The organism is Azospirillum sp. BE72 (assembly GCF_031455875.1).
In the GTDB taxonomy this organism is placed as follows: Bacteria; Pseudomonadota; Alphaproteobacteria; order Azospirillales; family Azospirillaceae; genus Azospirillum.
On the sequence record NZ_JAVDTO010000014.1, the window covers coordinates 38,037 to 54,037 of the forward strand.

Below are 16,001 nucleotides of genomic sequence, written 5' to 3' on the forward strand. Positions count from 1 at the left end.
GTATGACGGTTGGCATGGCGACGATCCAGGAAGCGATGGCTGCCGCGGTGGCGCATCATCAGGCCGGCCGGCTGGCAGAGGCGGCGGCGATGTACCATGCCGTGCTGGACGCCGTGCCCGGCCATGCCGACGCCGCCCATCTGCTGGGCGTGGTCCATCTGCAGTCGGGCCAGCCGGAACGGGCGGTCCCGCTGATCCGCGGCGCCATCCAGCACAACCACCGGGTCGCCGATTACCACGACAATCTCGGCAGCGCGCTGAAGGCGCTCGGCCGGCTGGAGGAGGCGGTGGCCGCCCACCGGCAGGCGATCCGGCTGCGGCCGGACTTCGCCCAGGCGCTCTACAACATGGGCAACGCGCTGGAGGCGCTCGGCCGGCTGGAGGAGGCGGCGACCGCCTTCCGGCAAGCCGCGGTGCGGCGTCCCGGCTATGCCCGCGCCCGCTTCAATCTGGGCAACGTGCTGGCGGCGCTGGGCCGCCGGGCTGATGCCGACGCCGCCTACCGCGCCGCGATCGCCGACGATTCCGGCTTCGTCGAGGCGCATGCCAACCGCGGCGGGCTGCTGCTGTCGCTGGGCCAACCGCAGGAGGCCGCGGCGGCGCTGGCCCGCGCGCTGGCATTGCGCCCCGACCATGCGGCGGCACTCGCCAACCTCGCGGCGGCAAAGTTGGCGCTGGGCGACCGCGACGGGGCGGACCGGGCGGCCCGCCATGCCGTGGCCGCCCGGCCGGATCTGCCGGCCACCCTGCTGCGGCTGGGGGAGGTGCGCCAGCATGCCGACCGGCTGGGTGCGGCGGCCGACGCCTATGCGGCGGCGCTGGCCTGGGACCCGGCGCTGGCCGAGGCGCATGCCAATCTGGCGCTGGTGCGGCAGGGCCAGGGGCTGCTCGACGCGGCGGAGGCCGGGAACCGGCGGGCGCTGGCGCTCGACCCCGGTCTGGCGGGCGTGCGCTCCAACCTCGCCTATCTCCAGCTGTTCCGGCCGGGGGTGACGGCGGCGGCGGTGCTGGAGGCGCACCGGGGCTGGGATGCGGTCCACGGCGCGCCGCACCGCGGGCGCTGGGTCAAGCCCGGCCGCGGATCCTCGCGGGCGGCTGCGGGGGCTGCTGCGGGAAAGGGACCGCTGACCGTCGCCATCCTGTCCGGCGATTTCCGCCGCCACCCCGCCGGCCTGTTCGCCGTCCGCACGGTGGAAGCGCTGCCAGGCCATGACGTCCGCCTGCTCCTTTATGCCAACCAGACGGAAGCGGACGACGTGACGGAGCGCTTCCGCAAGGCGGCAGCGCGCTGGACGCCCGTGGCCGGCCTGACCGACGCAGAGGTGGCCTCCCAGATCCGCCACGACCGGCCCGACGTGCTGATCGACCTTGCCGGACACAACGCACGCGGCCGGCCCGGCGTCTTCGCGCGCAAGCCGGCGCCGGTGCAGGTGGCGTGGTCCGGCTATATGGCGACGACCGGGCTGGCGGCGATGGATGCGCTGGTCGCCGACCGCCACCATGTCCCCGACGGCATGGAGATCTTCTATGCGGAGCGGGTGCTGCGCATGCCCGACGCCTTCATCGCCTACGACCCGCCGGGCGGCGAGGAGATCCTGCCGCTGACGCCGCCGCCCAGCCTGTCGGGCGGGCCGGTCACCTTCGGCAGCTTCAACATCCTGACCAAGCTGAACGACGGGGTGCTGGAGGCCTGGGCGGCGATCCTGGAGCGGATGCCGGACTCGCGCCTGCTGATGAAGACCAAGGCGCTGTCCTGCCCCGCCACCGCGGCGCTGTGGCGCGACCGGCTGGCCGCCGCCGGCATCGAGCCGGACCGGGTGACGATGGTCGGCGCCAGCAGCAGCCTGGACCACATGCGCTGGTGCGCCTCGGTCGACGTGGCACTCGACCCCTTCCCCTTCTCCGGCAGCACCACGACGCTGGAGACGCTGTGGATGGGCGTGCCGGTGGTCACCCTGCCGGGGGAGACCTTCTCCAGCCGCCATTCGCTGGCCTTCCTGACCGTGGCGGAGGTGGAGGGCTGCATCGCCGCCGACCCGGCCGATTATGTCGAGCGCGCCGTCGCCCTGGCCTCCGCCCCACAGCGTCTGGCGGAGATGCGCCGCAGCCTGCGCCCCCGCATGGCCGGCGGACCGCTGTGCGACGGGAACCGGCTGGCCGCCGCCCTGGCCACGGAACTGCGGGGGCTGGCGAACCGGAACTGAAGGCCGCGCCGGAACCAACCCGCCCGCCCGGACGTTGATCGTGGGTACCTCCTCCACGCCCACAGATGCGGGATTCCGGCGCATGCGTAGCTCCTCTCGGCTTGCCCTCGTGCTTTCCGCGACGGTCGCGGTCCTGTCGCTCGCCGGCTGCGGCGAACAGGCCAGCCTGCCGGTGTCGGCCGGCACCGGCCCCAACCCGACCCTGCCGGAACCGAAATCCACGCTGATCCCGACGGTGAACATCGCCGACGCCATCGGCTGGCCGCAGGGGGCGCAGCCGACGCCGGCTCAGGGGCTGAGCGTCACCGCCTTCGCCACCGGGCTGGACCACCCGCGCTGGATGCTGGCCCTGCCCAACGGCGACGTGCTGGTGGCGGAGACCAACGCCCCGCCCAAGCCGGAGGACGGCAAGGGCATCAAGGGCTGGGTCATGGGGCTGGTGATGGACAAGGCCGGCGCCAAGACGCCCAGCGCCAACCGCATCACCCTGCTGCGCGACAGCGACGGCGACGGCAAGGCCGATGTCCGCGAAGCCTTCCTGGAGGGGCTGAACTCCCCCTTCGGCATGGCGCTGGTCGGCGGCGACCTCTACATCGCCAACACCGATGCGGTGGTGAAGGTGCCCTACAAGGAGGGTGACACCCGCATCACCGCCCAGCCTGAGAAGATCGTCGACCTGCCGGGCGGGCCGCTGAACCATCACTGGACCAAGAACATCATCGCCAGCCGCGACGGCACCAAGCTGTATGCAACCACAGGTTCAAACAGCAACGTGGCCGAGAATGGGATGGAGGCGGAGGAAGGCCGCGCCGCCATCTGGGAAATCGACCTCAAGACGCGGTCTCACCGCATCTTCGCCTCCGGCCTGCGCAACCCCAACGGGCTGGATTGGGAGCCGACCGGCGGCGCCCTGTGGACCGCCGTCAACGAGCGCGACGAGATCGGCAGCGACCTTGTCCCCGATTACATGACCTCGGTGAAGGACGGCGGCTTCTACGGCTGGCCCTACAGCTATTACGGGCAGCATGTCGATCAGCGGGTGGAGCCGCAGCGCCCCGATCTGGTCGCCAAGGCGATCCCGCCGGACTATGCGCTGGGTCCGCACACCGCCTCGCTGGGGCTTGCCTTCTCACGGGCCGGCGAACTGCCGCAATCGCTGCAGCAGGGCGTCTTCATCGGCCAGCACGGTTCGTGGAACCGCGAACCGCCCAGCGGCTACAAGGTGATCTTCGTGCCCTTCCGCGACGGGAAGCCGGCGGGCGAGCCGGTGGACGTGCTGACCGGCTTCCTCGACAAGGACGGCAAGGCGCAGGGCCGCCCGGTCGGCGTCACCCTGGACGGCAAGGGCGCCCTGCTGGTCGCCGACGACGTCGGCAACGCCATCTGGCGCGTCAGCGGCAGCGGCACCGCCCAGTCGGCGGAGCGGCCGGACCAGCCCGCGCAGTAACAAGCCCCCTCCCCTTCCGCGGCGCATGGCGCGATACTGCGCCATGCTCTATCTCGACCATCTGGCCTCGACGCCGCTCGACCCGCTGGTGCTGGAGGCGATGCTGCCCTGGATGCGGCGGGAGGCCGCCGGCAACCCGCACGCCGCCCATGCCGCCGGCTGGCGGGCCGCCGACGCCATCGAGCAGGCGCGGGCAGAGGTCGCCGCCCTGGTCGGCGCGCAGCCGGGCGAGGTGGTCTTCACCTCCGGCGCCACCGAGGCGAACTCGCTGGCCTTGCTGGGCGGGGTGCCGCCGGGCGGAGGCTGCGTCGTTTCAGCGGTGGAGCATGCCAGCGTGCTGGGCTGCCTGCCGGAGCTGCGGCGGCGCGGCCATCCGGTCGTCGTGTTGCCGGTGGACGGAACCGGGCGGGTCGATCCGGCCGAGCTTGATCATGCATTGGCTGGACTGCCCGGACCGGCGCTGGTGTCGGTGATGGCCGCGAACAATGAGGTGGGGACGGTCCAGCCGCTGGCAGAGTTGGCGGCGGTCGCCGCCGGCCATGGCGCGCTGATGCACAGCGATGCGGTCCAGGCGCTGAGCACGCGCATGCTCGACATGGCGACGCTGGGCCTGCACGGGATGAGCCTGTCGGGACACAAGCTGTATGGGCCGATGGGGATCGGGGCGCTGATCATTCGCCAGCCCTTCCGACCGGTGCCCTCGTCCGCCGGCGGCGGGCAGCAGCGCGGCCTGCGGGCGGGAACCCTGCCGACCCCTCTCTGCGTCGGGCTGGGTGTCGCCTGCCGGCTGGCGCGGGAACAGCGGGAAGAGGACGCACGCCGGACTGCGGAGTTGCGCGACCGGCTGTGGCGGCTGCTGCGTGAGCGCTTGCCGGGCATCCGCCGGAATGGGGCCGCAGAGGGCGGAGAGGGGCTGGCCGGCTGCCTGAACGTGACCGTTCCCGGCATTGATGCCGCCGACCGACTGCTGGATCTGCCGGATCTGGCGGTCGCCACCGGCTCGGCCTGCCACAGTGGGGCGGGGGAGCCGTCACACGTCCTATTGGCGCTGGGACTGTCCCCCGCCGATGCCCATGCCAGCCTGCGCTTCGGGCTCGGCCGCAGCACGACCGTGGTGGAGGTGGACGCGGCGGCGGAGCGGCTGGCGGACCTGCTGGCGACCTGAGCGGGTCAGAACTGCAGCCGGGCGCCGACCTTCACCACTGCGCCCATCGTTTCCGGACCGGTGTCGAAGTTGGTGTCGGCCATCACCTGCCAGCGCGGCGTGATGCGATATGTCAGGTCGGCGAGATACTGTTCGTTGGCTGCCGCGCCGTCAGGCGCCGACCGGCGCACCCGGAAGGACAGCGTCATGTCGCCCCGGCCATAGGCCAGCCCGGCATTCAGGCTGCGGAAGGACGCGCCGTCCGCCTCCTCCTGCTGGCGCAGGTCGCCGTCGAAGGTCACGCTCTGCCAAGTGAACTGGCTGCCGACGATCCAGGACTGGCGCGGCAGACGGCGGCTGTCTCTGCGCACCCGCGCCCGGCTGGTGCCGGCGGTCAGCCGGGCGTTGATCCCGCCGATCTGCAGGGTCTTGCGTACCGCCGCCTCCACCAAATGCAGCGCCTCGCGCGGGTCGGGCATGTCGGCGTTGCCGCGCGGCAGCGGGGTGTAGCTGGCGCCAAGTTCGAAGCCGCGCAGCGGCGGGGTGTAGTAGGTCAGCTTGGCCGTGCGGCTTCCGGCACCCGCGGTGGCCGGCATCGCCGCGGTCCCCACCAAACGGTTGCGGGCGCCATCGGCCTGTCCGATCTCCAGCTCTCCCCAAGAGACATCGACTTGCAAGAAATGACGCCGATCTGCAACACTACCCTTTCGATAGATAATCTCAGCAGACGCCTCGCCGGCCGCAAAAATCGCCACTGCCGCCAGAATTGGCATGGAAATTCGTCGTTGCATGGGCAAGACCTGTGCTGGTTGGCCGGGGGTCGACTGTCCATTTCGTCGATGCGGCCCTGTGTATCCTTTCCAGTTTGAGGAATGTTCGTCTAAAATTCTGACAAAACTGTGACCTGGACTTAGTTTGCTGCAGCGCAGAAATGCGAGCGGATTCGCGGAATACGCGAGCCCGTAGAACCCAGGATAGAGTTTTTGAAAGAATGGACTGGGATGGGGGTCGATCTTTCACCGATCGGCCGCGCTCCAGTTTCAGGCCACGGCCTTCACCGTCACCCCTGCCTGTTCCAGCGCCCGGCGGACGGCGGCGGCCATCGCAACGGCGGTGGGGGTGTCGCCGTGGACGCAGATGGTATCGGCGACGATGGGCAGCCGCGTGCCGTGGCGACTTTCCACGGCGCCATCCAGCACCATCCGAACCACGCGCGCGGCGGCGAGATCCGGGTCGTGGATGACCGATCCCGGAATGCTGCGCGAGGTCAGGGCGCCGTCATCCTCATAGGTGCGGTCGGCAAAAGCCTCGCGGGCGACACGCAGGCCGATGTCCTGGCCGGCTCGGTCCATCGCGCTCAGCGGCGGAACGACGAACAGCAGGGTGGGGTCCACCGCCTTGACGGCACGGGCGATGGCGCCGGCCAGATCCGGTTCCACCGCCGCCATGTTGTAGAGGGCGCCGTGCGGCTTCACATGGGTGACGCGCTGGCCCGACAGGGCGGCGCAGGCCTGGAGCGCGCCGACCTGATAGGCGACCAGCCGCTCCACCTCCGTGGCGGTGATGCCACGGATGACGCGGCGGCCGAAGCCGGAGCGGTCTTCGAAGCCGGGATGGGCGCCGATGCGCACGCCCTTCTCACCGGCCAGCCGGGCGGTGTCGGCCATGATGGTGGGATCGCCGGCATGGAAGCCGCAGGCGATGTTGGCGGAGGTCACGATGTCGAGCATCGCGCGGTCATCGCCCATGGACCAGGCGCCATAGCCCTCGCCCATGTCGCAGTTCAGATCAATGTTCGGCATGCCGTCTCCCGCAAGTCGGTCGTCAAGGACAGAGATGCGGGGAGGATACAGGGTTCCGGACCGGCAGGGCAGAGGAAGCAGCCGGCCGGAACTGACGTTGTGTCAGTCCTCCTGGTCGTCCAGCGACGCCAACTCCGCCTCCACGGCAATCAGCCGCTCGCGCAGCCGCTGGCGTTCGGCCTCCAGCGCCTCGCGCCGGCTGACGTGATCGATGGCCTTGCTCCGCAGGTCGCGCTTGAAGCGGACGATCTCCGGCCGGGTGACGTCGGGACGGATCAGGTTGCGCTGGTCCGCCAGCTGGAGCTGTTCGCTGGTCAGGGTGGCGAGCTGGTAGACCGTGGCGTAGCTGGGCGGCAGCTTGGAGCCGGGAAGGCGTCCGCTGTCCACCGCCTCCGCCACCATGCGCAGCTGATAGGCGACCTGATAGCCGAAGGGCAGCTCGTTCTCGACCATTGCCTGGAACTCGCCATGGGGCAGGCGCATGCGGGCCTGGACGAGATAGCGGCCGATCAGCAGGAACTTCTCCTGGGCGCTGCGCCACAGGGTCGAGATTTCCTGCACGAACTCCTCACGGCGGACGAGGTCGACGGTCGCCTCCGCCATGCGCTCGATCCGCTCGTCCACCGCGATGTGGCGGCGGGCCTGGGCCTTGGAAACCTGCTTGAACCCGCTCATTGCGCCAGCTCCAGTTCGTGACGGACGAAGGCCCAGACGCCGGCGACATGCTCGGCCCCCTTGCCGCCCTTCAACTCCAAAAGGCCGATCCCGCGGCTGGCGGTGAACTGGATGTCCTCGTAATCCGGCACCTCGACCGGGCAGATCCGGCCGTCGCCCAGCAGCTTGCGCTGAGCCTCGGTGAAGCCACGGGTGCGCGGCTTGACGCGGTTCATCACGAAGGCCGCGTTCTTGCCGTAGCGGCGGACGAAGCGCATCCAGGGGCGCACGGAGTCGAGGTCGTCGTCGCTCTGGCCGGTCGGCACCACGATCAGGTCGGAGGACAGGGCCAGCAGCTTGAACTCCTCCGGATGGTCCTCGATCGACGGCGGGGTGTCGATCACCAGCAGGTCGTAGCCGCCGATGCCGTCCAGGGCGGCGCGGATGTCGCCTGGCGTCATGCCCGCTTCGTAATGGGTGATGGACGCCATGCCGTCCGGACGCTTGGCGAACCATTTGGTCAGGCTGCGCTGGGGGTCGAGATCGAGCGTCGCGACCGTGCAGCCGTCGAGCGCCGCCGCCACCGCGATGTTGCGGCTGAGCGTCGTCTTGCCGATCCCGCCCTTCGGGCCATTGACCAGCAAGCGCTTCACCGGTCCGTGCCCCGTGTCGTTGGTCATCTCATGCCCCTTTTCGCCATCGGCTGTGAACCCCTTTTAGCAAAGCGCGGACGTGGCGCAAATCTAAGACATGTCTTAGGTCCGCACCGCCGGTGCAGGGTGTCACAACTGCCACAGACGGGCGGGATATAAGACTGAATGCCGGTTATCATCGCATGCGGCGGATGGCCGATGTCAGAACGGGACGCACCGCTGCACCTCCACCGGTTTCGGCGGATCGCTCGCCGGCGATGGCGATGGCCAGCAGGCGCTCGGCCAAGGCGCGTTCGGCGGCACAGGCTTCCTCGCACAGGGCGCGGATCTCCGCGATGCTGGGCCGCCATTTGCGGGTGCGGCGCCAGACCCTGGCCGCCTGATCGATCGCCCAGGCCGGGAACTCTCCCAGATCGTCCGCCCAATCCATCGCGAGCAATTGCTCCACCTCCGGCGTTGTGGCCTTGGCCGGGAAATGGCTCAGCAATGCCAGCACCCGGCCCAGCAGATGATTGGCCGGCGCAGGCGCCAGGATGCCGTCGTCGATCTCCGCAAGGGCGCGGCGGGCAAGAGCGGCATGACGGGGTGTAACCCCGGCCGGCGGCGTCCAGTCCTCGACCACGTCCGCAAAGCCGTTCTCCGTGAAGCGGCTGTGGCGGCCGATCTGCCCGCGGTCGAGCAATTGCCGCAGGGGGTCAGGCAGAGCCTCGCGCAGCATCTGGCTGCGCAGGGCCGGCGCCATGGCCGGGTCGAAGGGAAGCGGCAGACCGGGTGACGGTGCCGGCGAGGCCGGGAACGGGTGAAGGTTGCTCATGCGCCCACTCCCCAGGGATTGGCGGCGCCGGCTGTGGCACCCGCCTGACCGTTCAACCGGGCGGCGACGCTGGCCCAGGCCGACAGGCGTTGTTCGGCATCCGCGGCCGGACGATTGGCAGGACGAGTGGCTTTGGAATGGCCGGGCGGAGTGCGGTTTGCCCGGCCCTCCGGATTGCGGGAGGGTTCCGCGGGCTGTTGCGCCATACGGGCCATGTCCTGCAGCAGCCAGGAGCGCCACGCGGCGGCCACGTCGCGGTAGCGGTAGCCATGGGCACGGCACTGCTGGACGAAGCGTTCGGCATGGCGGTCGAGATCGACGGCGGGAAAGCGCGTCGCTGCCCATTGGCGATCGGCCGCGGATGGGGTCCAGTCTTCGCCGACCTGTTCGGCGACAGGTTGCGCCGCGGCCGGTTTCCCACCGATTGCCCGCCGTTCGCCCGCCCGCCGGTGGAGCGTGTCCGGAATCTGTTCAGGTTCAGGCTGTTCGTGACTCGCTGCTGGACAGGGGGAGTCCGTTGACGAGTCAGCGGGGCTGTCCACCCCTGCACCCTCCCCGGGGCTGCCGGTTATGGTCAGGGCAAGCCGGTAGCGGCAGCTGAGACGACCGCCGCTGGCCGACCGGCGGTGTTCGATGGCCACCAGTCCGAGCGCTTCCAATCGACCCAGGATCCGGTTGACGGTCGGCCGGCTGCGTTTCAGCTTTCCCGCCAGCGTCGCTTGCGAGGGCCAGCAGACGCCCATGTCGTCGGCATAGGTGCTGAGGGCGGCCAGCACGGCGAGGCCGTCGGCATCGAGATCGGGGTGATCCAGCCACCAGGCTGGAATCCGGCCCCAGCGGTTGGGGTTTGCGCTATGGTCGGTCATCTGTGGCGATACTCCTCCGTGCCGGCGGCCGGATGGGCTGCGGTTGCGGGTGGATGGCGTGATTGGCAGGGAGGATTCGAAGCGGTCGGCGGCAGAGTCGAATCGCGGGCTCGCACTCCATAGAGCAGCAGCCCGCGGATGGTCAGCGATAGCCCGCGACCTTGAAGCCCCTGCCCGCGACCATGGAGCCATAGCCCGCGATGCCCGCCCGAATCGGAATCCTGGCGCTTCAGGCCGCGGATATGGAGCCCTTGCCCGCGATTGCCGGGCCGGATCCCGTCTGTCTTCGTGCCGATTTTCGGCTTCTCCCCGGCTGTGCCTGGAGCAACAGCCCGCGTTTCCCCGCCGGCCGGGATGAACGGGAGCGATGGGTCGGTTCGGAGACGGCGCCGAGGGGGGTGTTCGCCGGTCATGGAGCGGTAGCCCGCGGTTCTCCCCTGCCATGCCGCGGCCGATTCTCTCCGATTCTTCAGGGAGTCGCGGTTCCGAGCCCCGGGAAGCCGGGGCAAAGGCGGCAATCGCGGGCTATGGCTCCATGGTCGCGGGCCGTTGCTCCATCACCGCGGGCTGTCGCGCCATGTGCGCGGGCTGTTGCTCCATCCCGGAGGCGGTAATTTCCTTCGGTTCTGTTGCGCCGGGGGGCTCCGCGCGCCATGGTTACTCCCGACCTTCGGAGACGTTCATGACCAAGATGGCCCCGACCAGCGCCGCACAGCTCATCCTGTTCGAGCTGGAAGACCGTTCGCAATCGCACCTGATCGCGCTCTACGATCTGGCGCCGCGGTTCGTGTTCGTCTCCCGCGACAACGACAAGGAGAAGGTGGCGAAGGACAAGGGCGAACTGGTCACCAAGGACAGTTTCATCAAGTCGGTGCGGCGCGAGTTCGCGTTCCGCGGCCGCAACTATCGCCTGACCGTGCAGCCCGCCCGTATAGACCGGCTGAGCACCGCGAAGAAGGACGACCGCGCCCCCGGCAGCGGCCCGGATCTGGTGGAAGTCGAGATTTTCCCGTCGGAGCGCGAACAGGTGGTGGAGCAGGTGGTGCGCCGCCTCGCCATGGACCGTTCCCGCCTGTCGCTGACCGGCGAGAACCGCGACAAGGTGCAGATGCGCTTCAGCCTGTACGAGATTCAGCGGGAACTGCGGGCGGTCAACCACACCCTGTCGATCCAGGACATCCGCGAATCCCTGACCATCCTGGCGCGGTCGCGCATCATCATCTCCACCGGCGGCAGCGCGGAGCCGGGGAAGAAGAGCCGCGGGCAGAATTTGCTGGAATCCACCGCCTTCCCGGTGCTGGCCATCCGCTCCCGTCCCGATCTGGTCGATGAGGATGGCGGGGTCGAGGAGACCTATCTGGAGTTCAACCCGCTGGTCTCCGCCGCCATCCGCGACCTGGAGTTCAAGCCGGTCTCCTATGCCTGGCTGATGAAGCTGAAGTCGCCGGTGTCGCGCTGGCTCTACAACCGCCTGTCCATCGAATACGACACCGCCGACGACGATGCGAAGCCGGTGTCGATCAGCGCCGACGAGATCATCAAGAACAGCGGCATGAACGAGTGGTCGCGCCGCCGCGACACGCTGCGCGTGGTGACGTCCGCGGTCGACGCGCTGGTGGACGAGGGGATCCTGGACGTCGCCGACAAGGAATACACCAAGGTCGGCAAGCGCATCGACGCCATCGACTATGTGCTGACGCCGTCGCAGAAGTTCCTGGATCAGGTCCGCCGCGGCCGCCGGGTGCAGACCACCAACATCGACCTGCTGAAGCAGATCGTCGGCAACGCCATGCGTCCGGACGGCTTCGTGCCGCTGAAGGCGGGCGAGGCGGCGGAGGTGCGCAACAAGCGCGCCAAGCGTCTGGCCGACCCGTCCAAGACCGAACAGCCCTCCCTGCCGCTGCCGAAGAAATAACAGATCAGCGCGGCAGGATGCGCCGCGCCAGCAGCGTGATGGCGGTGCCGAGCAGGGCGCCGGCAAGCACGTCCGACACCCAATGGCGGTGCCGGACCACCCGCCCGCCGGCAAGGGCCGCCGCGGTTCCGTAGATCACCAGACTTTGTGCCGGCGACCGGCTGACCGCGGCCAGGGCGGTCGCCGCGGCGAAGGCACTCGCAGCATGGCCCGAGGGCAGCGAGCGTGCGCTGATCCGCTTGTTCGGCCGCTGTCGTGGGGCGCATTCGTCGGGACGGCGGCGCTTGACGTAGCGTTTGATCGAGCGGCTGGCGGTCGCGGTCGCCACCAGCCCGGCAACACCGACGCTGCCGGCGCGGCGCAAATCCGCCTGTCCGGTCAGCAGCCCGACGATGCCGGCGATGGCGAAGCCGGGGATCAGCACATGGCGTTTTATGGCGTAATGACCCGCGGTTGCCAGGGCTTGGCTGACCGGGCCGGGATCACAGGTGACGATGTCGTGGACCTGCGCATCCAGCGTATCGACGGCCGTCAAGGCGGGCTGAAGGATGGCGGGGGCGGAGCGTCCGCCATAGCCGATGCCGCCACCCGGATTCTCGATGCCCCGCTGTTCGTCGTTCTGTTCGATGATGTCGCTCAACGCCGGTCCCCTGCCTCCTACGCCCCAGCATGGGCGCCGCAGAGGAACGCGGAGCGTACGGGGGCGGTTCCGCGCCCCCGTTCAGCCCCCGTGGCGGGTCAGCCCTGCGCCGGTCGCCATCCGGTGAAGGCGTCGAGCAGGGACTTCAGCACCCGCTGCAGCTTTTCTGCCCTGTCGGGACGGTAGGCGAAGGGCGGCGCTTCCTCGTCCATATAGCGGTCCTGCGCCAGTTCCATCTGAATGGCGTGGACGCCATCGGCCGGCTGGCCGTAGGCGCGGGTGATGTGGCCGCCGACGAAGCGCCCGTTGGTGACACAGGTCATCCCCTCCGCCGCCGCGGCGCTTTCCATCGCCGCGACGACGCGGGCGGCCAGCTGCGGATCGGCACTGGTGCTGCGTGCGGTGCCCAGGTTCAGATCGGGCAGGCGCCCGTCGAACAGGCGCGGCACATGGCTGCGGATCGAATGCGCGTCATAGAGCAGTGCGAAGCCGTGGCGCGCCTTCACCCGCGCCAGTTCCGCCGCCAGCGCTTCGTGGTAGGGACGCCAGTAGGTCTCCACCCGCTGCGCCACCTCCGCCGCGTCGGGCGCCTGTCCGTCGCGGTAGAGCGGCGTGCCGTCGAACAGGGTGTCCGGGCACAGGCCGGTGGTCGCCTGTCCGGGATAGAGGCTCTCGCCGGTCGAAGACCGGTTGAGATCGACGACATAGCGGGAATAGCGGGCGCTGAGTATCGTCGCCCCCAGGCCGGTCGCGAAGCCGTACAGGCGCGGGATGTGCCAGTCGGTGTCGCGCAGTGTCAGCGCCTCGTCCGTCAGCCGCTCGGCCAGACCGGGGGAAAGCTCCGTGCCGCAATGGGGCATGCTGATGACCAGCGGCCCGTCGCCCTGTACCAGCTCGAAGATGGTGTCGGTCATTGTGCGGTCTCCAGGGATACCGGCATCAGATGGTCGAGCGCGCCATTGCGCACCAGTGCGCCGATGGCGGCCAGATCCGGGGCGAAGTAGCGGTCGACCTCGTAACGCGGCACCTCGGCGCGGATGGTGGCGATGGCCTGCTCCAGCCGGTCGGTGGTCTTCAGCGGGCGATGGAACTCCAGACCCTGAATCGCGGCCAAAAGCTCTATGCCGACGATGTCCGCGACATTGCCGGCGATGTCGCCCAGCCGCCGCGCCGCGAAGGTCGCCATGCTGACGTGGTCCTCCTGGTTGGCGGAGGTCGGCAGGCTGTCGACGCTGGCGGGGTGGGCGAGCGACTTGTTCTCCGACGCCAGCGCCGCGGCGGTGACATGGGCGATCATGAAGCCGGAATTCAGGCCGGGCTCGGCGACCAGGAAGGGCGGCAGGCCGCTGATGGTGGTGTCGATCAGCATGGCGATGCGGCGCTCGGCCAGCGCGCCGATCTCCGACGCGGCGATGGCGAGCTGGTCGGCGGCCATCGCCACCGGCTCCGCATGGAAGTTGCCGCCGGACAGCACCTCGTCGGTGTCGACCAGAACCAGCGGGTTGTCGGTGACGCCGTTCGCCTCGATCACCAGCGTGCGCGCCGCCTGCCGCATCTGATCCAGAACGGCGCCCATCACCTGCGGCTGGCAGCGCAGGCTGTAGGGGTCCTGCACCCGGTGGCAGTCGGGGCCCTGGTGGCTGGCGTTCAGCTCGCTGCCGGCCAGCACCTGCCGGAAGGCGGCGGCGACGGCGATCTGGCCGGGCTGTCCGCGCAGCGCGCTGATGCGGCCGTCGAACGGACGATGGCTGCCCATGACGGCCTCGACCGACAGGGAGCCGGCGACCAGCGCCGCCTTGAAGGTGCGTTCGATCTCGAACAGGCCGGCCAGCGCCAGACCGGTCGACACCTGGGTGCCGTTGATCAGCGCCAGACCTTCCTTGGCCTTCAGGTCGAACACCGGCAGGCCGGCGATGCGCAGCCCTTCTTCCGCCAGCAGGGTCTCGCCCTTCACACGGACATGGCCGATGCCGAGCAGCACGCCGCAGAGATGGGCCAGCGGCGCCAGATCGCCCGACGCGCCGACGGAGCCCTTGCCCGGCACCACCGGAAGCACGTCGGCCTCGTAAAGCTTCAGCAGGGCGTCGACCAGCGCCGGCCGGACGCCCGAGGCGCCGACCGCGAGGCTGACCGCCTTGATGACGAGGATCAGCCGCACCACGCCATCGGCCAGCGGCGCGCCGACGCCGGTGGCGTGCGACAGGATCAGGTTGCGCTGGAGCTTTTCCAGATCCGAGGCGGCGATGTGGGTGTGGGCCAGCTTGCCGAAGCCGGTGTTAACGCCATAGACCGCCTCTTCGCCGCCGGCGATCCGGTCGATCAGGGCGCGCGAGCGCTCCATCCGCGGATAGGCCGCCGGGTCGAGCGTCAGGGCCGGACGGCCGCGGTAGATGCTGCGCAGCGTGTCGAGCGACAGCGCGCCCGGAACCAGAGTGATGCTCTCGCTCATCCCAGAAGTCTCCCAAGGGTGTTCTTGAAGCGGTCGGCGATCTCCTCCTCCTGCGGGTGGCGGCGGTCGCGGACGATTGCGCGTCCGGCGATCACCACGTCCCGCACGAGGAGGGCGTTGCCGGCGAAGATCCAGCCATCCAGCAGCGCATCGCCCTTTCGCGCCGCCAGCAGCGGATGGTCGGTGTCGAGCACGACGATATCGGCGCGGCGACCGGCGGCGATTCGCCCGGCATCGAAGCCGGTCGCCTGCGCACCGCCGGCCTGGGCGTCCTCCACCAGCCGGCGGGCGGTGGAGCGGCGGGGGGCGCCGGCCAGCACGGTACGCCGGCCGCTGGTCAGCCGGGCGCCGTATTCCAGCCAGCGCAGTTCCTCCAGCGGGCTGACGGAGATGTGGCTGTCGGAGCCGATGCCCCAGCGCCCGCCCTTGTCCATATAGGATTCCGCGGCGAAGAAGCCGTCGCCCAGATTGGCCTCGGTGGTCGGGCAGAGGCCGGCGACGGCACCGCTGGCGGCGACGCCCGCAACCTCCTTTGCGGTCATGTGGGTGGCGTGGATCAGGCACCAGCGGCCGTCGACAGGCTGGGTGTCCAGCAGATGCTCCACCGGGCGGCGGCCATGGTGGGCGAGGCAGTCCTCCACCTCCCGGCGCTGCTCGGCGATGTGGATGTGGATCGGGCCATGCGGGTGGGCGGCGACGGTCTCCGTCAGCAGACCGTCCGGAACGGCGCGCAGCGAATGCGGGGCGATGCCGAGGCGCACGTCGGAGGATTCGCCATAGGCGTCGCGCAGGGCCGCGATCAGCCGGGCGAACCCTGCCCCGTCATGGATGAAGCGGCGCTGCCCGGCGGTCGGCGGCGTGCCGCCGAATCCCGAGGCATTGTAGAGCACCGGCAGCAGCGTGATCGGCAGCCCGGCGGTCCGCGCGGCGGCGACGGCGCGGTGGCTCATCTCCGCCGGGTCGGCGTAGGCGCTGCCGTCGCGGTCGTGGTGCAGGTAGTGGAATTCGGCGATGGCGGTGAAGCCGGCCTTCAGCGTCTCCACATAGAGCTGGGCGGCGACCGCCTCGAAATCCTCCGGCTCCATGCGGTCGAGCGCGCGGTACATCACCTCGCGCCAGCTCCAGAAGCTGTCGGAGCCTTCGCCGGAGGATTCGCCCATCCCGGCGATGGCGCGCTGGTGGGCATGGGAATGCAGGTTGGCAATGCCCGCGACGGCGGCCCCGGCAAAGCGCTCCGCATCGGCGGGGCAGGCGGAGCCGGGCGTCGCCGAGACGATCCGGCCGCGCTCGTCCGTCGTGACCAGCACATCCTCCGCCCAGCCGTCCGGCAGCAGCGCCGAGGCAAAAAACAGGTTGCTCATGAGGGCACCCTCGCTATTATAGACAACACTATACAAGTATAGGCAACCTGAT

At 69.9% G+C, this 16,001-nt stretch carries 14 protein-coding genes; 4 read left to right on the plus strand and 10 right to left on the minus strand.

What is annotated here, in order from left to right; genetic code table 11:
* Positions 1–14: 14 nt before the first annotated feature.
* The 3 genes from J2Y49_RS24895 (at position 15) to J2Y49_RS24905 (ending at position 4,816) form a co-directional block, all read left to right on the plus strand.
* Positions 15–2,204 (plus strand): tetratricopeptide repeat protein, encoded by a 2,190-nt coding sequence (locus J2Y49_RS24895; protein WP_310117767.1) that lies wholly within the window; start codon positions 15–17, stop codon positions 2,202–2,204.
* Between the two features lie 82 nt (positions 2,205–2,286).
* On the plus strand, positions 2,287–3,651 hold the full coding sequence (locus J2Y49_RS24900) for a sorbosone dehydrogenase family protein (RefSeq protein WP_310117769.1): 1,365 nt from the start codon (positions 2,287–2,289) through the stop codon (positions 3,649–3,651).
* Positions 3,652–3,694: 43 nt separating this feature from the next.
* Positions 3,695–4,816, plus strand: a complete 1,122-nt coding sequence (locus tag J2Y49_RS24905) for a cysteine desulfurase family protein (RefSeq protein WP_310117770.1) — start codon at positions 3,695–3,697, stop codon at positions 4,814–4,816.
* A 5-nt stretch (positions 4,817–4,821) separates the two neighbouring features.
* Here the strand turns inward: J2Y49_RS24905 and J2Y49_RS24910 are convergent, their stop codons facing one another.
* The 6 genes from J2Y49_RS24910 to J2Y49_RS24935 form a co-directional block, all read right to left on the minus strand.
* The gene (locus J2Y49_RS24910; RefSeq protein WP_310117771.1) at positions 4,822–5,586 is read right to left on the minus strand and encodes a porin; all 765 of its coding nucleotides are present in this window, start codon (positions 5,584–5,586) and stop codon (positions 4,822–4,824) included.
* Between the two features lie 249 nt (positions 5,587–5,835).
* Positions 5,836–6,597: a 5-oxoprolinase subunit PxpA gene (locus J2Y49_RS24915; RefSeq protein ID WP_310117773.1), complete on the minus strand. Its 762-nt coding sequence runs from the start codon at positions 6,595–6,597 to the stop codon at positions 5,836–5,838.
* 102 nt (positions 6,598–6,699) lie between these two features.
* The gene (locus J2Y49_RS24920) at positions 6,700–7,272 is read right to left on the minus strand and encodes a hypothetical protein (protein ID WP_310117775.1); all 573 of its coding nucleotides are present in this window, start codon (positions 7,270–7,272) and stop codon (positions 6,700–6,702) included.
* Complete coding sequence (locus J2Y49_RS24925; protein ID WP_310117776.1) at positions 7,269–7,931, minus strand: ParA family protein; 663 nt, start codon at positions 7,929–7,931, stop codon at positions 7,269–7,271. The genes J2Y49_RS24920 and J2Y49_RS24925 overlap by 4 nt, the downstream gene beginning before the upstream one ends.
* Before the next feature lie 148 nt (positions 7,932–8,079).
* A complete protein-coding gene (locus tag J2Y49_RS24930; protein ID WP_310117778.1) occupies positions 8,080–8,718 on the minus strand; it encodes a hypothetical protein in 639 nt (212 codons plus the stop codon).
* Positions 8,715–9,584, minus strand: a complete 870-nt coding sequence (locus J2Y49_RS24935) for a helix-turn-helix domain-containing protein (RefSeq protein ID WP_310117780.1) — start codon at positions 9,582–9,584, stop codon at positions 8,715–8,717. Before J2Y49_RS24935 ends, J2Y49_RS24930 begins: the two co-directional genes overlap by 4 nt.
* A 682-nt stretch (positions 9,585–10,266) precedes the next feature.
* On the opposite strand from J2Y49_RS24935, the gene J2Y49_RS24940 reads away from it, so the two are divergent.
* The gene (locus J2Y49_RS24940; RefSeq protein WP_310117782.1) at positions 10,267–11,499 is read left to right on the plus strand and encodes a plasmid replication protein; all 1,233 of its coding nucleotides are present in this window, start codon (positions 10,267–10,269) and stop codon (positions 11,497–11,499) included.
* Between the two features lie 4 nt (positions 11,500–11,503).
* Here the strand turns inward: J2Y49_RS24940 and J2Y49_RS24945 are convergent, their stop codons facing one another.
* From J2Y49_RS24945 to J2Y49_RS24960, 4 genes are all read right to left on the minus strand, one after another.
* The gene (locus J2Y49_RS24945) at positions 11,504–12,139 is read right to left on the minus strand and encodes a phosphatase PAP2 family protein (protein WP_310117784.1); all 636 of its coding nucleotides are present in this window, start codon (positions 12,137–12,139) and stop codon (positions 11,504–11,506) included.
* A gap of 98 nt (positions 12,140–12,237) precedes the next feature.
* Positions 12,238–13,053 carry an N-formylglutamate deformylase gene (hutG, locus tag J2Y49_RS24950; RefSeq protein ID WP_310117786.1) on the minus strand — a complete coding sequence of 272 codons (816 nt, stop codon included), beginning with the start codon at positions 13,051–13,053 and terminating at the stop codon, positions 12,238–12,240.
* The gene (hutH, locus tag J2Y49_RS24955; protein WP_310117788.1) at positions 13,050–14,588 is read right to left on the minus strand and encodes a histidine ammonia-lyase; all 1,539 of its coding nucleotides are present in this window, start codon (positions 14,586–14,588) and stop codon (positions 13,050–13,052) included. The genes hutG and hutH overlap by 4 nt, the downstream gene beginning before the upstream one ends.
* Positions 14,585–15,949, minus strand: coding sequence for a formimidoylglutamate deiminase (locus J2Y49_RS24960; protein ID WP_310117790.1), 1,365 nt, complete (start codon positions 15,947–15,949; stop codon positions 14,585–14,587). The genes hutH and J2Y49_RS24960 overlap by 4 nt, the downstream gene beginning before the upstream one ends.
* Positions 15,950–16,001 lie beyond the last annotated feature (52 nt).

Excerpts from the sequence above, each read along its gene's own strand:
- J2Y49_RS24895 (WP_310117767.1), top strand. The coding sequence starts at position 15 with ATGGCGACGATCCAGGAAGCGATGGCTGCCGCGGTGGCGCATCATCAG.
- J2Y49_RS24900 (WP_310117769.1), top strand. The coding sequence starts at position 2,287 with ATGCGTAGCTCCTCTCGGCTTGCCCTCGTGCTTTCCGCGACGGTCGCG.
- J2Y49_RS24905 (WP_310117770.1), top strand. The coding sequence starts at position 3,695 with ATGCTCTATCTCGACCATCTGGCCTCGACGCCGCTCGACCCGCTGGTG.
- J2Y49_RS24910 (WP_310117771.1), bottom strand. The coding sequence starts at position 5,586 with ATGCAACGACGAATTTCCATGCCAATTCTGGCGGCAGTGGCGATTTTT.
- J2Y49_RS24915 (WP_310117773.1), bottom strand. The coding sequence starts at position 6,597 with ATGCCGAACATTGATCTGAACTGCGACATGGGCGAGGGCTATGGCGCC.
- J2Y49_RS24920 (WP_310117775.1), bottom strand. The coding sequence starts at position 7,272 with ATGAGCGGGTTCAAGCAGGTTTCCAAGGCCCAGGCCCGCCGCCACATC.
- J2Y49_RS24925 (WP_310117776.1), bottom strand. The coding sequence starts at position 7,931 with ATGACCAACGACACGGGGCACGGACCGGTGAAGCGCTTGCTGGTCAAT.
- J2Y49_RS24930 (WP_310117778.1), bottom strand. The coding sequence starts at position 8,718 with ATGAGCAACCTTCACCCGTTCCCGGCCTCGCCGGCACCGTCACCCGGT.
- J2Y49_RS24935 (WP_310117780.1), bottom strand. The coding sequence starts at position 9,584 with ATGACCGACCATAGCGCAAACCCCAACCGCTGGGGCCGGATTCCAGCC.
- J2Y49_RS24940 (WP_310117782.1), top strand. The coding sequence starts at position 10,267 with ATGACCAAGATGGCCCCGACCAGCGCCGCACAGCTCATCCTGTTCGAG.
- hutG (WP_310117786.1), bottom strand. The coding sequence starts at position 13,053 with ATGACCGACACCATCTTCGAGCTGGTACAGGGCGACGGGCCGCTGGTC.
- hutH (WP_310117788.1), bottom strand. The coding sequence starts at position 14,588 with ATGAGCGAGAGCATCACTCTGGTTCCGGGCGCGCTGTCGCTCGACACG.
- J2Y49_RS24960 (WP_310117790.1), bottom strand. The coding sequence starts at position 15,949 with ATGAGCAACCTGTTTTTTGCCTCGGCGCTGCTGCCGGACGGCTGGGCG.